Source organism: Cognatiluteimonas sedimenti (assembly GCF_022808325.1).
In the GTDB taxonomy this organism is placed as follows: domain Bacteria; phylum Pseudomonadota; class Gammaproteobacteria; order Xanthomonadales; family Xanthomonadaceae; genus Cognatiluteimonas; species Cognatiluteimonas sedimenti.
The window spans coordinates 169954-187896 of the sequence record NZ_JALGCL010000003.1; the positions used below are offsets into that span (position 1 = coordinate 169954).

17 protein-coding genes are annotated in these 17943 nt (G+C 69.5%); 6 read left to right on the top strand and 11 right to left on the bottom strand.

Features of this window, described 5'->3' with window-relative positions; all coding sequences use genetic code 11:
- Positions 1 to 5 precede the first annotated feature (5 nt).
- Positions 6 to 893 carry a phenylalanine 4-monooxygenase gene (gene phhA, locus MQC88_RS09995; RefSeq protein ID WP_243321589.1) on the top strand — a complete coding sequence of 296 codons (888 nt, stop codon included), beginning with the start codon at positions 6 to 8 and terminating at the stop codon, positions 891 to 893.
- Between the two features lie 152 nt (positions 894 to 1045).
- Positions 1046 to 2098 (top strand): class 1 fructose-bisphosphatase, encoded by a 1053-nt coding sequence (locus MQC88_RS10000; protein ID WP_243321591.1) that lies wholly within the window; start codon positions 1046 to 1048, stop codon positions 2096 to 2098.
- Between the two features lie 95 nt (positions 2099 to 2193).
- Here MQC88_RS10000 and MQC88_RS10005 read toward each other — a convergent pair whose 3' ends face one another.
- Both MQC88_RS10005 and MQC88_RS10010 read right to left on the bottom strand, forming a co-directional pair.
- Positions 2194 to 2631 carry a response regulator gene (locus MQC88_RS10005; protein WP_243321593.1) on the bottom strand — a complete coding sequence of 146 codons (438 nt, stop codon included), beginning with the start codon at positions 2629 to 2631 and terminating at the stop codon, positions 2194 to 2196.
- A complete protein-coding gene (locus tag MQC88_RS10010) occupies positions 2631 to 3791 on the bottom strand; it encodes a sensor histidine kinase (RefSeq protein WP_243321596.1) in 1161 nt (386 codons plus the stop codon). Before MQC88_RS10010 ends, MQC88_RS10005 begins: the two co-directional genes overlap by 1 nt.
- Before the next feature lie 97 nt (positions 3792 to 3888).
- Between MQC88_RS10010 and MQC88_RS10015 the strand changes: the two genes are divergently transcribed.
- A complete protein-coding gene (locus MQC88_RS10015; protein ID WP_243321597.1) occupies positions 3889 to 5691 on the top strand; it encodes an SLC13 family permease in 1803 nt (600 codons plus the stop codon).
- Positions 5692 to 5742: 51 nt separating this feature from the next.
- Here the strand turns inward: MQC88_RS10015 and MQC88_RS10020 are convergent, their stop codons facing one another.
- Complete coding sequence (locus MQC88_RS10020; protein ID WP_243321599.1) at positions 5743 to 6876, bottom strand: PA0069 family radical SAM protein; 1134 nt, start codon at positions 6874 to 6876, stop codon at positions 5743 to 5745.
- Between the two features lie 56 nt (positions 6877 to 6932).
- Here MQC88_RS10020 and cls point away from each other — a divergent pair, with 56 nt between their 5' ends.
- The 3 genes from cls (at position 6933) to MQC88_RS10035 (ending at position 9579) form a co-directional block, all read left to right on the top strand.
- Positions 6933 to 8378, top strand: a complete 1446-nt coding sequence (gene cls / locus MQC88_RS10025; RefSeq protein WP_243321602.1) for a cardiolipin synthase — start codon at positions 6933 to 6935, stop codon at positions 8376 to 8378.
- A 161-nt stretch (positions 8379 to 8539) separates the two neighbouring features.
- The gene (locus MQC88_RS10030; RefSeq protein WP_243321604.1) at positions 8540 to 8809 is read left to right on the top strand and encodes a hypothetical protein; all 270 of its coding nucleotides are present in this window, start codon (positions 8540 to 8542) and stop codon (positions 8807 to 8809) included.
- Positions 8810 to 8826: 17 nt separating this feature from the next.
- Positions 8827 to 9579 (top strand): pyridoxine 5'-phosphate synthase, encoded by a 753-nt coding sequence (locus MQC88_RS10035; protein ID WP_243321605.1) that lies wholly within the window; start codon positions 8827 to 8829, stop codon positions 9577 to 9579.
- 1 nt (position 9580) lies between these two features.
- On the opposite strand, the gene MQC88_RS10040 is transcribed toward MQC88_RS10035, so the two are convergent.
- The 8 genes from MQC88_RS10040 to gyrB form a co-directional block, all read right to left on the bottom strand.
- The gene (locus tag MQC88_RS10040; RefSeq protein WP_243321607.1) at positions 9581 to 9991 is read right to left on the bottom strand and encodes an ExbD/TolR family protein; all 411 of its coding nucleotides are present in this window, start codon (positions 9989 to 9991) and stop codon (positions 9581 to 9583) included.
- A 630-nt stretch (positions 9992 to 10621) separates the two neighbouring features.
- Entirely contained in the window at positions 10622 to 11035 is a 414-nt protein-coding gene (locus MQC88_RS10045) for an ExbD/TolR family protein (protein ID WP_243321609.1), read from the bottom strand.
- Between the two features lie 12 nt (positions 11036 to 11047).
- Complete coding sequence (locus MQC88_RS10050; RefSeq protein ID WP_243321611.1) at positions 11048 to 11473, bottom strand: ExbD/TolR family protein; 426 nt, start codon at positions 11471 to 11473, stop codon at positions 11048 to 11050.
- Between the two features lie 24 nt (positions 11474 to 11497).
- Positions 11498 to 12271 (bottom strand): MotA/TolQ/ExbB proton channel family protein, encoded by a 774-nt coding sequence (locus tag MQC88_RS10055; protein ID WP_243321612.1) that lies wholly within the window; start codon positions 12269 to 12271, stop codon positions 11498 to 11500.
- An 87-nt stretch (positions 12272 to 12358) separates the two neighbouring features.
- Positions 12359 to 13027 (bottom strand): energy transducer TonB, encoded by a 669-nt coding sequence (locus MQC88_RS10060; RefSeq protein WP_243321614.1) that lies wholly within the window; start codon positions 13025 to 13027, stop codon positions 12359 to 12361.
- A gap of 140 nt (positions 13028 to 13167) precedes the next feature.
- Entirely contained in the window at positions 13168 to 14295 is a 1128-nt protein-coding gene (locus tag MQC88_RS10065; RefSeq protein ID WP_243321616.1) for a tetratricopeptide repeat protein, read from the bottom strand.
- Between the two features lie 116 nt (positions 14296 to 14411).
- Complete coding sequence (locus MQC88_RS10070; protein ID WP_243321618.1) at positions 14412 to 15218, bottom strand: M48 family metallopeptidase; 807 nt, start codon at positions 15216 to 15218, stop codon at positions 14412 to 14414.
- A gap of 200 nt (positions 15219 to 15418) precedes the next feature.
- The gene (gyrB, locus tag MQC88_RS10075; protein WP_243321620.1) at positions 15419 to 17878 is read right to left on the bottom strand and encodes a DNA topoisomerase (ATP-hydrolyzing) subunit B; all 2460 of its coding nucleotides are present in this window, start codon (positions 17876 to 17878) and stop codon (positions 15419 to 15421) included.
- Positions 17879 to 17943: the final 65 nt, after the last annotated feature.

Below are 17943 nucleotides of genomic sequence, written 5' to 3' on the forward strand. Positions count from 1 at the left end.
CCGCCATGAACACCCCGCGCCGCGTCGAGAACCTGCAGACCGACAAGGGCAAGGTCCCGGTCTACGCCACCGGCATCGTGCCGCAGCCCTGGGACGACTACAGCGCGGTCGACCATGACGTGTGGCGACGGCTGTACCAGCGCCAGCGCGAGCTGCTCGTCGGCCGCGCCGCGGACGAGTTCCTCGCCGCGCAGGACGCGATGGGGATGACGCCCGACCGCATCCCCAAGTTTTCCGACATGGACGCGGCGCTGCACGAGGCTACCGGCTGGACGCTGGTCGGCGTCGAGGGCCTGCTGCCCGAGCTGGACTTCTTCGACCATCTCGCCAACCGCCGTTTCCCGGTGACGTGGTGGATCCGGCGCCCAGACCAGATCGACTACATCGAGGAACCGGACCTGTTCCACGACCTGTTCGGGCACGTGCCGCTGCTGATGAACCCGATGTTCGCCGACTACATGCAGGCCTACGGCCGCGGCGGGGTCAAGGCCCACGGCATCGGCGCCGACGCGCTGGTCAACCTCACCCGGCTGTACTGGTACACGGTCGAGTTCGGGCTGATCCGGCAACACGACGGCCTGCGCATCTACGGCAGCGGCATCGTTTCGTCGAAGGGCGAGAGCATCCACTGCCTGGAGTCCGACGCGCCCAACCGCATCGGCTTCGACCTGGAGCGGGTCATGCGTACCCGCTACCGCATCGACAGCTACCAGAAGACCTACTTCGTGATCGACAGCTTCGAGCAGCTGATGGACGCCACCGGCCCGGACTTCACCCCGATCTACGCGCGGCTGGCGACGCAGGACTCCTACCCCGCCGGCACCGTGCTCGACAGCGACCGCGTGTTCCACCGCGGCAGCGGCGAGGGCTGGGCCAGCGACGGCGACGTCTAGCCGCGCGGGATCGCAGGTCAACGCCGGGGCCGCAACACCCGGGCAAGCGGGTTGCGACGCGTCGCCCGCGGACACAACGGCGCGGCCGCGGCCGACTGCATTTCGTCGTCGCGCGGGCGACAATGGCGGCCCCGCCGCCACCGATCGCCTCCATGACCGACGCCGTCGCCGAACCGATTTCCCTCACCCGCTTCCTGATCGAGGAAAAGCGCGCCGGCCGGATCAATCCCGACCTGCGGCTGCTGGTCGAGGTGGTGGCCCGCGCCTGCAAGCGGATCTCGGTCGCGGTCGGCAAGGGCGCGCTCGGCGGCGTGCTCGGCGACGCCGGCACCGGCAATGTCCAAGGCGAAGCGCAGAAGAAGCTCGACGTGATCGCCAACGACGTGCTGCTGGAAGCCAATGCCTGGGGCGGCCACCTGGCGGCCTGCGCGTCGGAGGAAATGGACCACTGCCAGCCGATCCCGGACGCGTATCCGCGCGGCAACTACCTGCTGCTGTTCGACCCGCTCGACGGCAGCAGCAACATCGACGTCAATGTCGGCGTCGGCACCATCTTCTCGGTGCTGCGCTGCCCCGAAGGCGTGGCGACGGTGGCCGACGCGGATTTCCTGCAGCCCGGCACCTCCCAGGTCGCGGCCGGCTACTGCATCTACGGGCCGTCGACGATGCTGGTGCTGACCATCGGCCACGGCACCCACGCCTTCACCCTGGACCGCGAGCAGGGTTCGTTCGTGCTCACGCAGAAGGACATGCGGGTACCGGAGGAGACGAAGGAATTCGCGATCAACATGTCCAACCAGCGCCACTGGGAAGCGCCGATGCAGGACTACGTGCGCGACCTGCTGGCGGGCCGCGAAGGCCCGCGCGGCAAGGATTTCAACATGCGCTGGATCGCCTCGATGGTCGCCGACGTGCACCGCATCCTGACCCGCGGCGGCATCTTCATCTATCCGTGGGACCGCAAGGATCCGACCAAGGCAGGCAAGTTGCGGCTGATGTACGAGGCCAACCCGATGTCGATGCTGATCGAGCAGGCGGGCGGCGCGGCGACCGACGGCCGCGGGCGCATCCTCGAGATCGCGCCGGCGCAACTGCACCAGCGGGTACCGGTGTTCCTGGGGTCCAAGGCCGAAGTCGCGGTCGCGACCGCTTGCCATCGCGAGCACGATGCCGCGCAGACCGCGGGCCCCGCGCGCAACAACTGAGGTGACCGGCGAGCCCGCGGGCCGTTGGGCCGCCTGCGGCATCGCGCCTGCGCGGCCGCCGCGGCGCTCCGCAGCCCGGGATCGAACAGGCCTTGTTACGCGCCGTCGCGCGGGTGGTTGAGCACCAGCCAGTACAGGCCCACCTGCTTGACCGCCCACACGAAGCGCTCGAAGTCCACCGGCTTCTGGATGTAGCTGTTGACGCCCAGCGCGTAGCTGGCTTCGACGTCGAACGGCTCGGCGCTGGTGGTCAGCACCACGACCGGCAGGCTCCTGGTGCGCTCGTTCTCGCGGATCGCCTGCAGCACTTCGCGGCCGTCGACCTTGGGCAGGTTGAGGTCCAGCAGCACGATCGACGGCAACACCGCCGGGTCGCGACCGGCATGCGCACCGCGCGCGAACAGGTAGTCCAGCGCCTCGGCGCCATCGCGCACCACCACCAGGTGGTTGGCCACCTTGGCCTCGTTGAAGGCGATCCGGGTCAGTTCGACGTCGTCGGGATTGTCTTCGACCAGCAGGATTTCCTTGTGCATCATGCGCTGCGCTCGTCGGGGTCCGGGGCCGCCTGGGCGGCGGGCAATTCGAACTGGAAGCTGCTGCCGACCCCGGGCTCGGACTGCGCCCACAGGCGGCCGCCGTGGCGCTCGACGATGCGCCTGGCGATCGCCAGCCCGATTCCGTTGCCGCTGCCCTGTTCCGGCCCGTGCAGGCGCTGGAATGGTTCGAACAGTTTTTCAGCATAGCGCATGTCGAAACCGCTGCCATGGTCGCGGATCGCGACCCGGAGCACGTCGTCGACGCGTTCCCCGGCCACGGCAATGCGAACCCGCTCGCGCTCTGCGGAGAAATTCCAGGCGTTGCGCAGCAGTTGGGTCACCAGCATGCGCAGCTGGCGTTCGTCGCCATGCACCACCAACCCGGGAGCGATGTCGCACTCGACCGCGCGCGCGGGTTCGAGCTCCTGGAGCTCGGCCAGTGCGAGCCCGGCCAGCAGGCCGAGGTCGACCGGCGCGGGTGCCAGTTGCGCGCGGTCCACGCGCGAGAGGTCCAGCAGCGCGTCGATCAGGCCGGCCATGCGCGTCGCGGCGGCGCGGATGCGCTGCAGGTGGTCGCGGCCGGTGGCGTCGAGGGCCGCGGACTGGCGGGCCAGCAGCGCGGCGAAATTCTCGATCGCGCGCAATGGCGCGCGCAGGTCGTGGGAGATGCCGTAGGCGAAGACCTCCTGTTGCCGCGCCTGCGCCTGCACGGTGGCGTCGCGCTCGACCAGCGCCTGCCGCAGCGCCTGCTCCGACCGCGGCGACGCCGGCGGCAGCTGCAGCAGCAGGCCGCGGGGCCTGCCCCCGGCGTCGCGCAGCAGCGAGGGCGAGACGGCGGCGGGCAGCAGGCCCTCCCCTTCGCCGCCTTCGCGCGCCGGCCACGGCTCCGCCGGGTCGCGACCGGCGGCCAGCGCCAGCAGGTAGGCCTGCACGGCCGCGGCGTCCGCGGGAGCGACACTGAGCGCTACCGGTTGCCCGCGCAGCGCCTGCGGCTCGCGTCCAAGCCGGCGCGCGAACGCCGGGTTGACGTCGAGCCAGCGGCCTTCCAGGTCCACGATTGCGACGCCGCCGGCGAGCGATTGCAGTGCCAGGCGGTAGAGCGGGTCTTCGGCGGCGGCGCGTTCGGGCGCGAACATGGGCGGTACGACGGCAGGCACGGGGGAAGTATGCCCGTGAAGGTCGTGTAAAGCGGGTGCAGGGCAGGTGAAAGCGTGATGCCGCACAATGCCGCCCAATGCGATTGCCAGCACCCCGATGGCCTACCAACAGATCCTGTTCCTGCTGATCCTTGCCGGCGGGCTGTACCTGTTCGTCAGCGAGCGACTGCGCGTGGACGTCACCGCGATGCTGCTGCTGCTGGCCCTGGTGCTGACCGGCGTGCTCGATGCCGACCAGGCGCTGTCCGGATTCGCCAGCGAGCCGGCGATCATCGTGGCGGCGGTGTTCGTGATTTCCGGGGCGCTGGCCGCGACCGGCATCACCGAGCGCATCGGCCAGTGGATCGGGCGCGCGGCCGGCCATAGCGAAGCGCGCGCGATCGCGGTGGTGATGCCGGCGGTGGCGGCGCTGGCCGCGTTCACCCACCACGTGATGGTGACGGCGATGATGCTGCCGATCCTGCTGCGCTACGCGCGCGAGCGGCAGTTGCCGGCCTCGCGACTGCTGATGCCGATGTCGCTGGCGGCCTCGCTGGGAACCACCCTGACCCTGGTCAGCGCACCGGCGTTCCTGCTCGCCAACGACCTGCTGGAGCGCACCGGCAGCCCGGGCCTGGGGATCTTCTCGATCACCCCCATCGGCATCACCCTGGTCGCGGTCGGCATCGTCTACATGCAGTTCGCGCGCTGGCTGCTGCCCAAGCGCAGCGGCGCCCACGGCGAGGAGGACTACCTGCGGCTGGACCGCTACCGCACGGAGTTGCTGGTGGTCGAGGGCTCGCGCTGGAGCACGCGTCCGCTGGCCGAACTGCAGAAGGCGCTGGGCGACAAGTTCCGCCTGCGGGGCTGGCTGCGCAACGGCAAGCCGCGCGCCGACCTCGGCCCCGCCAGTCCGCTGCTGGCCGGCGACCTGCTGCTGGTGGAAGCGGCGGCCGACGAGCTGATGTCGCTGCACGACGACCCGGGCCTGGACCTCAACGCGATCTCGCGCTACGGCAGCAAGCTCGGCGGCGACGGTGATACGCAACTGGTGCAGGCGGTGGTGGCGCCGGGTTCGGAGTTCATCGGCCGCTCGATCCGCGAGCTGGACTTCTCGCGCCAGTTCAACGCGGTGATCGTCGGCCTGTGGCGGCGCGGCGGCGACATGGCGCAACGCCTCTCCGACGCGCGCCTGCGCGAGGGCGACATCCTGGTGCTGTGGGGCAAGCCGGCGCATTTCGGCGACCTCGCCGCGCACCACGGCTTCCTGATGCTGGTGCCGTTCGCCGGGGAAGCCAAGCGACGGCTGCGGGCGCCGCTGGCCCTGGTGATCCTCGGGGTGACGATCCTCGCCGCGGCCACCGAATGGCTGCCGGCGCCGCTGGCGTTCCTGCTCGGGGCGGTGGCGATGGTGGTCAGCGGTTGCGTCAAGGTCAATCGCGCCTATCGCGAGATCGACGTGCGCATCTTCGTGATGATCGCCGGGGTGATCCCGCTCGGCATCGCGATGGAACAGACCGGCACCGCGGACCTGCTGGCGCGAGGCCTGCTGCAGGTCGTCGCCCATTGGCCGACGCTGGGGGTGTTGCTGGTGCTGTTCTCGGCGGCGGCGCTGCTGACCCAGATCCTGTCGGACTCGGCGACCACGGTGCTGCTGGGGCCGATCGCGGTGTCGCTGGCCAGCTCGCTCGGGCTGCCGCCGACGCCGTTCGTGGTCTGCACCGCGCTGGGCGCGGTGGTCGCCTTCCTGACGCCGATCGGGCACCACGGCAACCTGCTGATCCTGGGGCCGGGGCAGTACCGTTTTGGCGATTTCCTGCGCATCGGCCTGCCGCTGACGGTCCTGATCGCGCTGGTCAGCGCGTGGATGGCGCAGTGGCTGTGGCTGGGTGGTCCGCTGTTGCCTGCATTGCCGGCCTGAGCCTGTGCATCCGCGGGCCGCGACCATCGCCAAAGCGCGCGCAGGACAAGGTCAGAACAGGTCGCCCTGCGGCGACGGCTTGCGTGGCGCCACGAACCGGCTGCCATCCAGCGGCGGCGAAGGCTTGAAACCCAGGCGCGCGTGCGCCCTGGCGAAACGTTGCGCGATCAGCTGCGCGAACGGGCCTTCGCCGCGCATGCGCTTGCCGAACGCGCTGTCGTAATCCCTGCCGCCGCGCATCTGCCGCAGCAGGCTCATCACGTGCGCCGCGCGTTCGGGGTAATGCAGCTGCAGCCATTCGCGCCAGACCTGCTTGAGCTCGTGCGGCAGGCGCAGCAGCACGTAGCCGGCCGATCGCGCGCCGTGCGCGTGCGCCGCTTCGAGGATGTGTTCCAGTTCGCGGTCGGTGAGCATCGGCACCACCGGCGCCACCATCACTCCGACCGGTACCCCCGCGTCGGCCAGCGCCTGCATCGCGCGCAGCTTGCCGTGCGGCGCCGTCGCGCGCGGCTCCATCTTCGCGGCCAGCCGGTTGTCGAGCGTGGTGATCGAGAAATGCACGCTGACCAGGCGCTCGCGCGCCATCGGCGCCAGCAGGTCGATGTCGCGGGTGACCAGCGCGCTCTTGGTGATCAGGTGCACCGGATGCCGGCACTCCCACAGCACTTCCAGCAATTGCCTGGTGATGCGGTAGCGGCGTTCGATCGGCTGGTAGCCGTCGGTGTTGATGCCCAGCGCGATCGGGGTCGGCACATGGCCTGGTTTCGCCAGTTCATGGCGCAGGCGTTCGGCGGCGTTGGTCTTGGCGTAGAGCCGGGTTTCGAAGTCCAGCCCCGGCGACAGGTCCAGGTAGGCGTGCGATGGCCGTGCGAAACAGTACACGCAGCCATGCTCGCAGCCGCGATACGGATTGATCGACTGGCTGAAGCCGATGTCGGGCGACTGGTTGTGGCTGACGATGCTGCGCGCGCGCTCCTGGGTGACCTGGGTGCGCGGTTGCGGCGCCAGCGGCTCGCCCTGTTCGTCGAAGGCGTCGGCGTACGCCGAGCCCCATCCGTCGTCCTCGCCGAGGACGCTGGTCTTTTCGTATCGGCCGGCGACGTACGACGTCGCGCCGCGACCCTTGATGCGCTGGACAAGTCCTGGCGCCCGCGCCTTGCGCGCGTCGGCGGATGCATCTTCCATCGACACAGCCTACGCTTGGCGCGTCGCAATGCCCGCGACACGCCGCTGAAGCCTTCATGCTCGATCCGGTCCACGACCTCTGGCGATGGCTGCTGTCGGTGCCGCACCTGGGGCTGTACCTGGCCGCCGGCTGGTTCGCCTACCTGGTCCTGCTGGGCGGGTGGATCGTGCTGCAGAAGCGCGCGCCCGTCGCGACCCTGGGCTGGCTGCTGGGGCTGGCCGCGCTGCCCTATGCCGGCTTCCTCGTTTACCTGGTCCTGGGCCCGCAGCGAATCAAGCGGCACCGGCTGCGGCGCGCACGCGCGCACGTGGCGCTGCCGCCGGCGGGCGCCACGGCGGCCGGCGGCGAGCCGGCGGAACTCATGGTGCTGGCGCAGGCAACCACCGGCCTGCCGCTCACCACGGCGCGCGACGTGCGCTTGCTGGTCGACGGCGCGACGACCTACGACGCGATCCTCGACGCCGTCCGCCAGGCCCGCCAGCACGTGCACCTGGAGTACTACATCTTCGCCGCCGACCGCAGCGGCACCGCGTTGCGCGACGCGCTGGTGGAACGCGCGCGCGCGGGCATCGCGGTGCGGCTGCTGCTGGACGCCGTCGGTTCGGGCGCCACCCCCCGGCGCTTCTTCGCGCCGTTGCAGGATGCCGGCGGCGAGGTGGCGTGGTTCCACCCGATGCGCTTCGGGCGGATCTGGAAGCGGACCTGGCTCAACCTGCGTTCGCACCGCAAGATCGTCGTCGTCGACGGCCACGTCGCGTTCACCGGCGGCATCAACATCACCGACGAGGAGAACGAGCGCCTGCGCCCGGACGCGTACCGCGACCTGCACCTGCGGATCGAGGGCGACGCGGTGCGGGCGCTGCAGCTGCTGTTCGTCGAGGACTGGGCGTATGCCAGCGGCCAGCGCGATTTCATTTCCTCCGTCGCGCAGGCGATGCCGCCGCCGCAACCCGGCCCGATCGCGGCGCAGGTGCTGGGTTCCGGGCCCGATTCGCCGTGGGAGGCCATCCATCGCCTGCACGTGGGCGCGATCCACGCCGCCAGCCGCCGGGTGTGGCTGGTGACGCCCTACTTCGTGCCCGGCGAAGCGGCGATGATGGCGCTGACGTCGGCCGCACTGGGTGGCCTGGACGTGCGCATCCTGGTGCCCAGGCGCAGCGACTCGCTGCTGGTGACCTGGGCCGCGCGCTCCTACTTCGACGACCTGATCGCGGCCGGCGCGCGCGTGTACGAGTACGGGCCGCGCATGCTGCATACCAAGGCGCTGCTGGTCGACGACGCGCTGGCGATCGTCGGCAGCGCCAATTTCGATCCGCGCAGCTTCCGGCTGAACTTCGAGGTGTCCGTGTTGTTCCGCGATGCCGGGATCGCCGCGGCGCTGGCGCACCTGGTCGAAGGCGAGTTCGCCAGCGCACCACGGGTGCGCGCCGAGCGCGCGCGACCGCTGTGGACGGTGCGCCTGCCGGAGGCGCTGGCGCGATTGCTGTCGCCGCTGCTGTGAGGGCGCGGGCGGGCGGGCGCGCGCCGGCGGTGGCAGCCGGCGGGCGGCCGCTGGCCACGGTGGACCTGGCAGGCACGCCGCGCGGTTCCAGGACTGGCGGCGCCCCGGTTTTCGGCGACACCGTTCGCGCTAGACTGCGGCCCTCACGAGGAGACGTCGCGATGCCCTGGGTCTTCCTGTTGCTGGCAGTGGTCGCGCTCGCGGCTGCCTTCCGGACCACCTCCATGCTGCTGGCGGTGCTGTGCCTGCTTGCCGCCCTGGCGTTGTTGCTGGCCGGTGCCCTGGGCCTGCTGGCCCGTCGCGTCGGCAGTCGCAGCCGTGACGAGGCGTTGTTGCTGGATCCGCACGAGTTGCGGCGCCTGCGCGAGCAGGCCGAAGCCAGGCGCAGCGCCGAGTCCACGATCGAGCCGCCGATGGGCGACCGCGGCTGATCCTGCGCGGCACGCCGATGACGGCCCTGAGCGTCAACGTCAACAAGATCGCGGTGCTGCGCAATTCGCGCGGCGGCGCCGCGCCGGACGTGGTGCGCGCCGCCACCACGTGCCTGGACGCGGGCGCGCATGGCATCACCGTGCATCCGCGCCCCGATGCGCGCCACATCCGTGCCGAGGACGTGCTGGCGCTGGCCGCGTTGTGCCATGCGCGCGGCGTCGAGTTCAACCTCGAAGGCAACCCGTTCGCGCCTGCGCGCGAGGGTTATCCCGGCTTCCACGCGCTGTGCGCGCAGGCACGGCCGGCGCAGGCGACGCTGGTGCCGGACGCCGATGCCCAGCTGACCTCCGACCACGGCTTCGACTTCGCCCGCGACGGCGGCCGCCTGCGCCCGCATGTCGCCGCGCTGAAGGCGCTGGAGTGCCGGGTCAGCCTGTTCGCCGATGCCGGCGATCCGGACCTTGCCGCGGCGGCCGCGATCGGCGCCGACCGCGTGGAGTTGTATACCGGGCCCTTTGCCGCAGCATTCGCCGCGGGCGACGCCACGGCCGCGCTGGACGCCTGCCGCCAGGGCGCCGTGCGCGCCGCGGCGGCCGGGCTCGGCGTCAATGCCGGGCACGATCTCAGCCAGGACAACCTGGCGGCCTTCCTTGCGGCGGTGCCCGGCGTGCTCGAGGTTTCGATCGGGCACGCCCTGGTGGATGAGGCGCTGTACGCGGGACTGGACGCGACCGTCCGCGGCTACCTGCGCCTGCTCGCCGCCGCCTGAATCACTCGATGACGAAGGCGATCCGGTTCATCCCGGCGTTGTTTGCCGCCGCCAGCACTTTCGCCACCACGCCGTAGTCGGCGTCGCCATTGGCGTCGATCCGCAGCAACGGCGCATGTGCGGAGTCGCGTTGCGCTTCCGCCTCGAACATCGAATGCAGCGCCGACAACGGCGCGGCGGATCCGTTCCACGTGAGTTGCCCGGCGGCATCGATGCGCAGGTCGATGGTCGCCGCTGCGACGGCGACCGGCGCGGGCGGGGCGCTGCCTGGCAGTGCCAGCGGGATGCGCGTGGTCAGCACGGGCGCCGCGATCATGAAGATCACCAGCAACACCAGCATCACGTCGACCAGCGGGGTGATGTTGATCTGCGCGACGCTGTCGCGCTGCATCGTGGCATTCGCGTAGGCCATGGCTGTCCCCCCTTGCCCGCGGGCGATCCCGCAACTGGCTTATGCGCGGCCGATCGTGGTGCCGGCGTGAATGCGCGGGCCGGCCATGCGCATGCAATCGCTACCTGCATTTGGCGCACGCAAAAGGCTCTTCGCCTGATCGAGGGGAAAGCGTTGTGTCGGCGCCTTGGTCGGGACGCCGCGTGCAAGATGCTTGCGGGGCGCCGGGTACGGACGCCCTTGGGTGCGAATGTCCTCCGGCGCCGGCCTTTGGCCGGCACCTCCCCCTTTATTTCCCACCCAAGGACATCCGCACCCCGCGTTGCGGCTTTCGCAGCGGGGGTACAAGCAAGACGGAAGTGCTTCAGCTTTTCGGCATGCCTGCTACGCGACGTCCCGGCGTGGCCGCCAGTCCTTCGGGGCGAAATACAGGAGCAGGCCGCAGGCCGGGGGACAGGTGCCCCGAAGGGCTGGCGGTCGCGCCGGGACGCGCCAGGTCGCCGCGAGGTGCGATCCAGTGATCAAGTGCTCGGGCAGCAAGCCTTCCCCGGGTCGGGCAAAGCACAAAAAAAAGCGCCGCCCGGCGAGGGGCGGCGCAATAAAGGTAGGTAAGCGTCGCGGCGCGCGTGCGCGCCGGTGGAGCATGGTGCGTTACTTCTTGACGAAACCGATCTTCTGCATCTGCGCATTGCGCGCGGCGGCCAGGACCTTGGCCAGGATGCCGTAATCGGCCTCGTCGTTGGTGTCGATCTGCAGCGTGGGCTGGTTGTTCGGGTCGCGCTCGACCTCGGTCTCCATCATGTTCTGCAATGCGGAGAGCGGGGTCGGGCTGTCGTTCCAGAACACCTGGCCCGAGGCGTCGATGCGCAGGCTGATCGGTTCCGGCGGATTCCTGTTTTCCGGCGGAGGGGTCAGCGAACGCTGCGGCAGGTCGATGTCGATCGGATAGGACAGGATCGGCGCCGTCACCATGAAGATGATCAGCAGCACCAGCATCACGTCGACCAGCGGCGTGACGTTGATGTCGGCCATCGGGCCGCCGCCGGAGTTGGAACTGAATGCCATCTTGCGTGCTCCTCAGCGCGGCCGGACTTTGGTGGCGACGAAGCCGACCTTGCGGATGCCCTGGGCCTGTGCCTTGTTGACCACTTCCGAGATCGTCCGGTACTTGGTCGTCTCGTCGCCGCGGATGTTGACCGCGGGCTGCGGGGTCTTCTGGGCCTCGACCGACAACTGGCTCTCCAGCATGTTCGCGGTCACCGGCTGGTCGTTCCAGTACAGCTTGCCGTCCTCGGTCACGGTGACCGTGATCGGCGGCGCCGGCGGGATCTTCTCCTCGCGCTTGTCGAGGTTCGCCTGCGGCAGCTCGACCTTGATCTTGTGCGACATCAGCGGCGCCGTGATCATGAAGATGATGAGCAGGACCAGCATCACGTCCACCAGGGGCGTGACGTTGATCTCCGACATCGGGGCGCCGCTTTCGCTACCAGTACTGAAGGCCATGGGCCGGACTCCGTCGGTTTGCTCTTAGCGCTTGGACGGCATTTCGCCGACGCGTGCGCCAGTGGCGAAGAAGTCGTGCAGGTCGTGCGCGAAGGTGTCGAACTTGTTGTAGGTGACGCGGTTCAGGCGGACGAAGAAGTTGTACGCCAGCACCGCCGGGATCGCCGTGAACAAGCCGAGCGCGGTCATGATCAGCGCTTCGCCGACCGGGCCGGCGACCGCGTCGATCGACGCCTGGCCGGTGGCACCGATGCGGATCAGGGCGCCGTAGATGCCCCACACCGTACCCAGCAGGCCGACGAAGGGAGCGGTCGAGCCCACGGTGGCGAGGATGGTCAGGCCCGACTCGAGGCGCATCGACTCGCGGGTGACGGCCTGGCGCAGGGCGCGGTCGACGAACTCGGAGCGGTTCAGCGACTCGACCAGGCGCGAGCCTTCGTGGCGCTGGTGGTGCGCGGCGGCCTGGGCGGCGTCGAGCGCGATCTTGGAGAACGGCTCGCTGCGCGGCTGCTCTTCCATGTAGCGGATCGCGTCCTGCGCGTTGGTGGTCTCCCAGAACGTGCTGATGACGCGGTCGGCGCCGCGGCGCAGGCTCATGTTCTTGAAGGTGTTGATGACGATCCAGTAGACCGACATCGCCGACATGATGGTCAGGGTGATCAGGACGACCCAGGACACCGCATAGGCGCCCGGATCGCTCATCATTTCCGTGAGCAAGTGGTCCACGCCCATCTGCGTCAGGGCGGAGGCGGCGTTGCCCCCGGTCGCAGCGGCGGCTTGAGTGGTTTCCTGCAGCATGACGCTTACCTTTGGATGTTGTGGTTTGGGGTGTTTGCAGCGGTGAAACGGAAAGCTGGGTGGGACGTGGCGGTTCGGCCCTGGCGGTTACCGTAGGACGAAGTCGACCGGGACACGCACGCGGCCACCGGATTTCTGGCCATTGCGCATGGCCGGGGTGAAGCGCCAGCGCTTGGCGGCCTTGACCGCTTCGCGATCGAGGTTGCGGTTGCCGCTGGAATGCTCGACCTGGACATCGGTCGGGTTGCCGTTGGCGTCAACGGTGATCACCAGCATCACCTGTCCCTGCACGCCACGGCGGCGCTCTTCCGGCGGATACACCGGCGGGTTCATGTTCTTGGAGGAGATGTCGACGCTGGCGCCGATGTCCTGCACCGGGGCCGGCGGAGCCGGCGGCGCCGGCGGCGGCGCCTGGATGTCCATCGGCGACGGTTCGTCGAACACCACCGGCGGCTCCTGCGGCGGCGGCGGGATCGGCGACGGCTGCGGCGGAGCCAGCTGCTTGATTTCCTGCGGCTTGGGCGGCTCCGGCGGGGGCGGCGGCGGCGGCGGCGGCGGCGGCGGTGGCTCGATGATCACGACCCGGGTGACGTCTTCGTCCTGCTGCTCCTGCCCCGGGGGGGCAACCGGCGCCAGCAGCAGCAGCAGCGCCGCGGCGTGGACCGCGATCACGAAAGAGAGGCCGGCGATGCGCGGCCAGTTCAGGCCAGCATCGCGATCGTCGTGCTTGTCGCTGGTCGGCGAGGGTTGCGTCATGCGGGGGGAACTCGGGTGTGGCCGGGCGCGGCTGCGCCACGGGAGATGTCGAGCCGCGGCCGTTTCCGGCCGCGGGAACTTCCAAGCTTATACCAATCCCCCCCTTAGATACCAAGCACCAAGGGCGGAAGTGAGAACGGTTACCCGCCTCCGAGCAGCTTGTTTGCCGCGGCGGTGTCCTTGACGCCCTTGTCCAGCGCCTGCTGCGCGGCGGCCTTGGCCTCGGCCGGCTTGCCCGCCTCGGCATAGACCTTGGCCAGGTTCAACGCCGCTTCGCCATCGGCGGCCATCGGCGCGGCCCGGCCGTACATCTGGATCGCGGTCGCCAGGTCGCTGGCGTAATAGGCCTTCTGGCCCAGCACCATGTAGTCCCTGGCCAGGTCCGGTCCCGGCTGGATCACGCCCTTGGCGATGCCGTCGTCGATGACCGCCAGCGCCTGCTTGTCCTGGTCGGCATTGATGTAGCTGACATAGAGCGCGCGGTATTCGCTGGCTTCCGTCAGCTGGCCCTTGGCCTGGGCGGCGGCGAGCAGGGCGACTGCCTTGTCGGGCTGGTTGGACTGCTGGTAGGCGGCGACCGCGTTCATGCGGATGCTCTTGTCGTCCGGATGCTGGGCCAGCAGCGTGTCGTAGAACTTGCCGGCCTCGTCGTAGCGCTCCAGCGCCATGAGGATGCCGCCGCGCAGGGTCTGTGCCTCGGGCTTGTCGGACTTGGTTTCCGAGAGGAAGCGATCGACGGTCTGCAACGCCTGCTCGTTCTGCCCCAGGCCGTACTGCGTCACCGCCAGGTTGAACATCACGGTGTAGTGGTTGTTGTTGTCCAGGCCGTTGGCGGCCAACGCCTGTTCGAAGTTCTTCGCCGCGGCGGCATCATCGCCGCTGGCCGCCGCGGCGCTGGCCGCCAACTGGTGGGCGAATGCCTTCTCGTAGGCGTTCGAGGATGCATCGGCGGCGATGACGCCCGCCTGGGCGATCGCGTTGGCGTAGTCCTGCGCCTCGTACAGCTTCTGCACTTCGGTCAGCTTCTTGAGGCCTTCCTTGGTCGCGATGGTTTCCGGTTCCTGGCGCGTGGCCTGCGGATACTGGGCGGCAACCGGTTCGGAGGCCTTTTGCGCGGCCGCCTTCTTCGCGCGCTCGGCGTCGCGCTTGGCGCGCAGGCTTTGCGAGCCGACGTTGCCGTAGTCTTCCTGGGCGATCGCGGGCGTCGCCGCGAAGACGGCGACCAGCGCCACGGCAATCAGGCTGGTGCGGACGGAATGCGTTTTCATGGGGGTGGCCTCGTGTCGTGTCACCCGCCGCGCCTGCGCCGCGGGTGCGGAGCCGGTGAAATTAGCAGAAATCGGCGCGTCGGCGCAGCCCGCGCGATGGCCGGGACGCGGCTGGTTCAGCCGCAATGCGGCTGTCGGCCGGCTGCGCGCGCCTGCTCGTAGGCCGGTACCAGGCCATCCGCGCGCGCGCGCAGTTCGCCGATGCGGCTCTGCGGATCCGGGTGCGTGGACAACCACTGCGGTGGCCGGCTGCCGCCGGCAGCGATCATGTTCTGCCACAGGTTGACCGCGGCACGCGGGTCGAACCCGGCCTTGGCCATCAACTGCTGGCCGACCACGTCGGCTTCGGACTCCTGCGCGCGCGAGCCCGGCAGCAGGAAGCCGGTCTGGGCGAGGATGCTGCCACCCTGGACCGCCGCGTTGGCGGCGCCGCTGCCATAGCGCGAGCCAAGCAACGCGCCGACGATCTGCAGCGCGCCCGACGCCCCCGACTGGCGGGTGATGCGTTCGTCGTGGTGGCGGGACACCACGTGGCCGATCTCGTGCGCGACCACCGCCGCCAGCTGGTCCTGGTTGCGCGCGACCTTGAAGATGCCGGTGTAGACGCCGACCTTGCCGCCCGGCAACGCGAACGCGTTGGGGTCGTTGTCGACGAACAGTGCGGTTTCCCAACCGGTCTGGCGCCATTGCGCCGGCAACGCCGCCACCAGGTCGCTGACCACGCAGCGCACATAGGCGGTCTGGCGGGCGTCGTTGCTCTGCGGAAGCTTCTGCTTCTGCTCGGCGAACGCCTGTGCCCCGAGCTGGTTGAGTTGCTGCTGCGAGACCGCGCCGACGTACTGCGTGCGGCCGGTCGGCGAGGTGGTGGTCGCGCAGCCGGACACGGCAGCGGCAATGGCGAGGCTCAGCAGCAGGGGTTTCATCGGGGCGCGCTCCATTCTGGAGTGTGCGTTGTAAGCGTTGCGGCCTGAAGGCGGCGTCAACTGGCGCGATGGCAGGGCAGCACGCGCGATGACTTCACGAGGCGCAGACAATGCATGCAGCGGCACGCCGCTACGGGCTGCGCGTCGCCTCGGCGGCTGTCCGCGGTTTCCGCGTACGCACGCCGGTGCGCGCGCGCCGTCTACACGTCCAGGTTGGCGACCTTCAACGCATTGTCCTCGATGAATTCCCGCCGCGGTTCGACCACGTCGCCCATCAGGGTCGAGAAGATCTGGTCGGCAGCGACCGCATCCTCGATCCGCACCTGCAGCAGGCGACGGGTGTCTGGATTGACCGTGGTTTCCCACAGTTGCTCCGGGTTCATTTCGCCCAGGCCCTTGAAGCGCTGGATCTGGCGGCCTTTCCTGGCCTCGTCGAGCAGCCAGGCCTGGGCTTCGGCGAAGCTCGCCACCGGCTGCGTGCGGTTGCCGCGCACGATCTGCGCGCCGTCGCGGATCAGGCCGTGCAGTTGCAGCGCCGCTTCGCGCAGCGCGCGCAGGTCGCCGCCTTCGAACGCGGCCAGCGGCAACACCTGGGTCGCCTCCACGCCCATGTGCTGGCGCGTCACCAGCAGCGCCGCCTGGCGCGATTCGCTCGCTGGGTGAAGTTCCAGCCGATAGCGCGGCTTGCCCAGGCCGGTGCGGTTGAGGCGTGCTTCCAGTGCGTCGAGCTCGTGGCGCTCGTCGATGTTCTGCGCCAGGTGTTCGGCGTCGAGCGGGGTGAAGTCGATCAGGGCCTCGAGCACGCGCGGATCGAAACGGTGCGCGTTGCGCGCGATCGCCTCGCGCGCGCCGGCGTACGCCAGCAGCAGCCGTTCCAGCGCCACGCCGGTGATCGGCGGCTCGCCGGCCGCCGGCACCAGCGCGGCGCCCTCGACCGCGTTGCCGGCCAGGTACGCGTCCAGCGCCGCGTCGTCCTTCAGGTACAGCTCGGTCTTGCCCTGCTTGATCTTGTACAGCGGCGGCAGGCCGATGTAGACGTGGCCGCGCTCGATCAACTCCGGCATCTGCCGGAAGAAGAAGGTCAGCAGCAGGGTGCGGATGTGGGAGCCGTCCACGTCCGCGTCGGTCATGATGATGATCTTGTGGTAGCGCAGCTTGTCCGCGTTGTACTCGTCCTTGCCGATGCCGGTGCCGAGCGCGGTGATCAGCGTGCCGACCTCCGCCGACGACAGCATGCGGTCGAAGCGCGCGCGCTCGACGTTGAGGATCTTGCCGCGCAGCGGCAGCACCGCCTGGTTCTTGCGGTTGCGGCCCTGCTTGGCCGAGCCGCCGGCCGAATCGCCCTCGACGATGAACAGTTCCGACAGCGCCGGATCCTTTTCCTGGCAGTCGGCGAGCTTGCCCGGCAGGCCAGCGATGTCCAGCGCGCCCTTGCGCCGGGTCAGGTCGCGGGCCTTGCGCGCCGCTTCGCGGGCGCGCGCGGCGTCGACGATCTTGCCGGCGATGGCGCGGGCTTCGTTGGGGTGTTCCTGCAGGAACTCCTCCAAACGTGCACCGAACGTGCTTTCAACGACCGGCCTGACGTCGGAGCTGACCAGCTTTTCCTTGGTCTGCGACGAGAAGCTCGGATCCGGCACCTTGACCGACAGCACCGCGATCATGCCTTCGCGCATGTCGTCGCCGGACAGGTTGACCTTGGCCTGCCTGGCGATCCCGTTCTGCTCGATGTAGTTGCTGAGCGTGCGCGTCAATGCGGCGCGGAAGCCGATCAGGTGGGTGCCGCCATCCTTCTGCGGGATGTTGTTGGTGAAGCAGAACATCGTTTCCTGGTAGCTGTCGGTCCACTGCAGGGCGACGTCGACGGTGATGCCGTTCTGTTCGCCCGACACCGAGATTACGTTCGGGTGCAGGGGCGTCTTGAGCTGCGCCAGGTGCTCGACGAACGAGCGGATGCCGCCCTCGTACTGGAACACGTCGCGCTTGCCCTCGCCGCGTTCGTCGACCAGGGCGATGCGCACGCCGGAATTGAGGAACGACAGCTCGCGCAAGCGCTTGGCGAGGATGTCGTAATGGAATTCGACGTCGCTGAAGATCTCGACCGCCGGCTTGAAGCGCAGCAGCGTGCCGCGCTTGTCGGACGCTTCGAGTTGCTTGAGCGGATACAACGGCTCGCCAAGCGAATATTCCTGGCGGTAATGATGGCCGTCGCGCCAGATGTCGAGCCAGAGGTGCTCGCTCAGGGCGTTGACCACGGACACGCCGACGCCGTGCAGCCCGCCGGAGACCTTGTAGCTGTTGTCGTCGAACTTACCGCCGGCGTGCAGCACGGTCATGATGACCTCGGCCGCCGAGACGTGTTCTTCCTTGTGGATGTCGACCGGGATGCCGCGGCCGTTGTCGGCCACCGAGCAGGATCCGTCGTCGTGCAGCGTCACCGTGACCTCGTCGGCGTGGCCGGCCAGCGCCTCGTCGATCGAGTTGTCGACCACCTCGAACACCATGTGGTGCAGGCCGGTGCCGTCGTGCACGTCGCCGATGTACATGCCCGGGCGCTTGCGCACGGCTTCGAGCCCGCGCAGGACGGTGATCTTGCTGGAATCGTAGGTTTGCAGGGCCGGGGGGGCGGCTTCGGGTGCGGCGTGGTCGTGTTGTTGCGACATGCAGTGACAGGCTCCCGCGATGCCGCCGGACGCTGGGCCGGCGCATCAAAGACACATTAGCTATG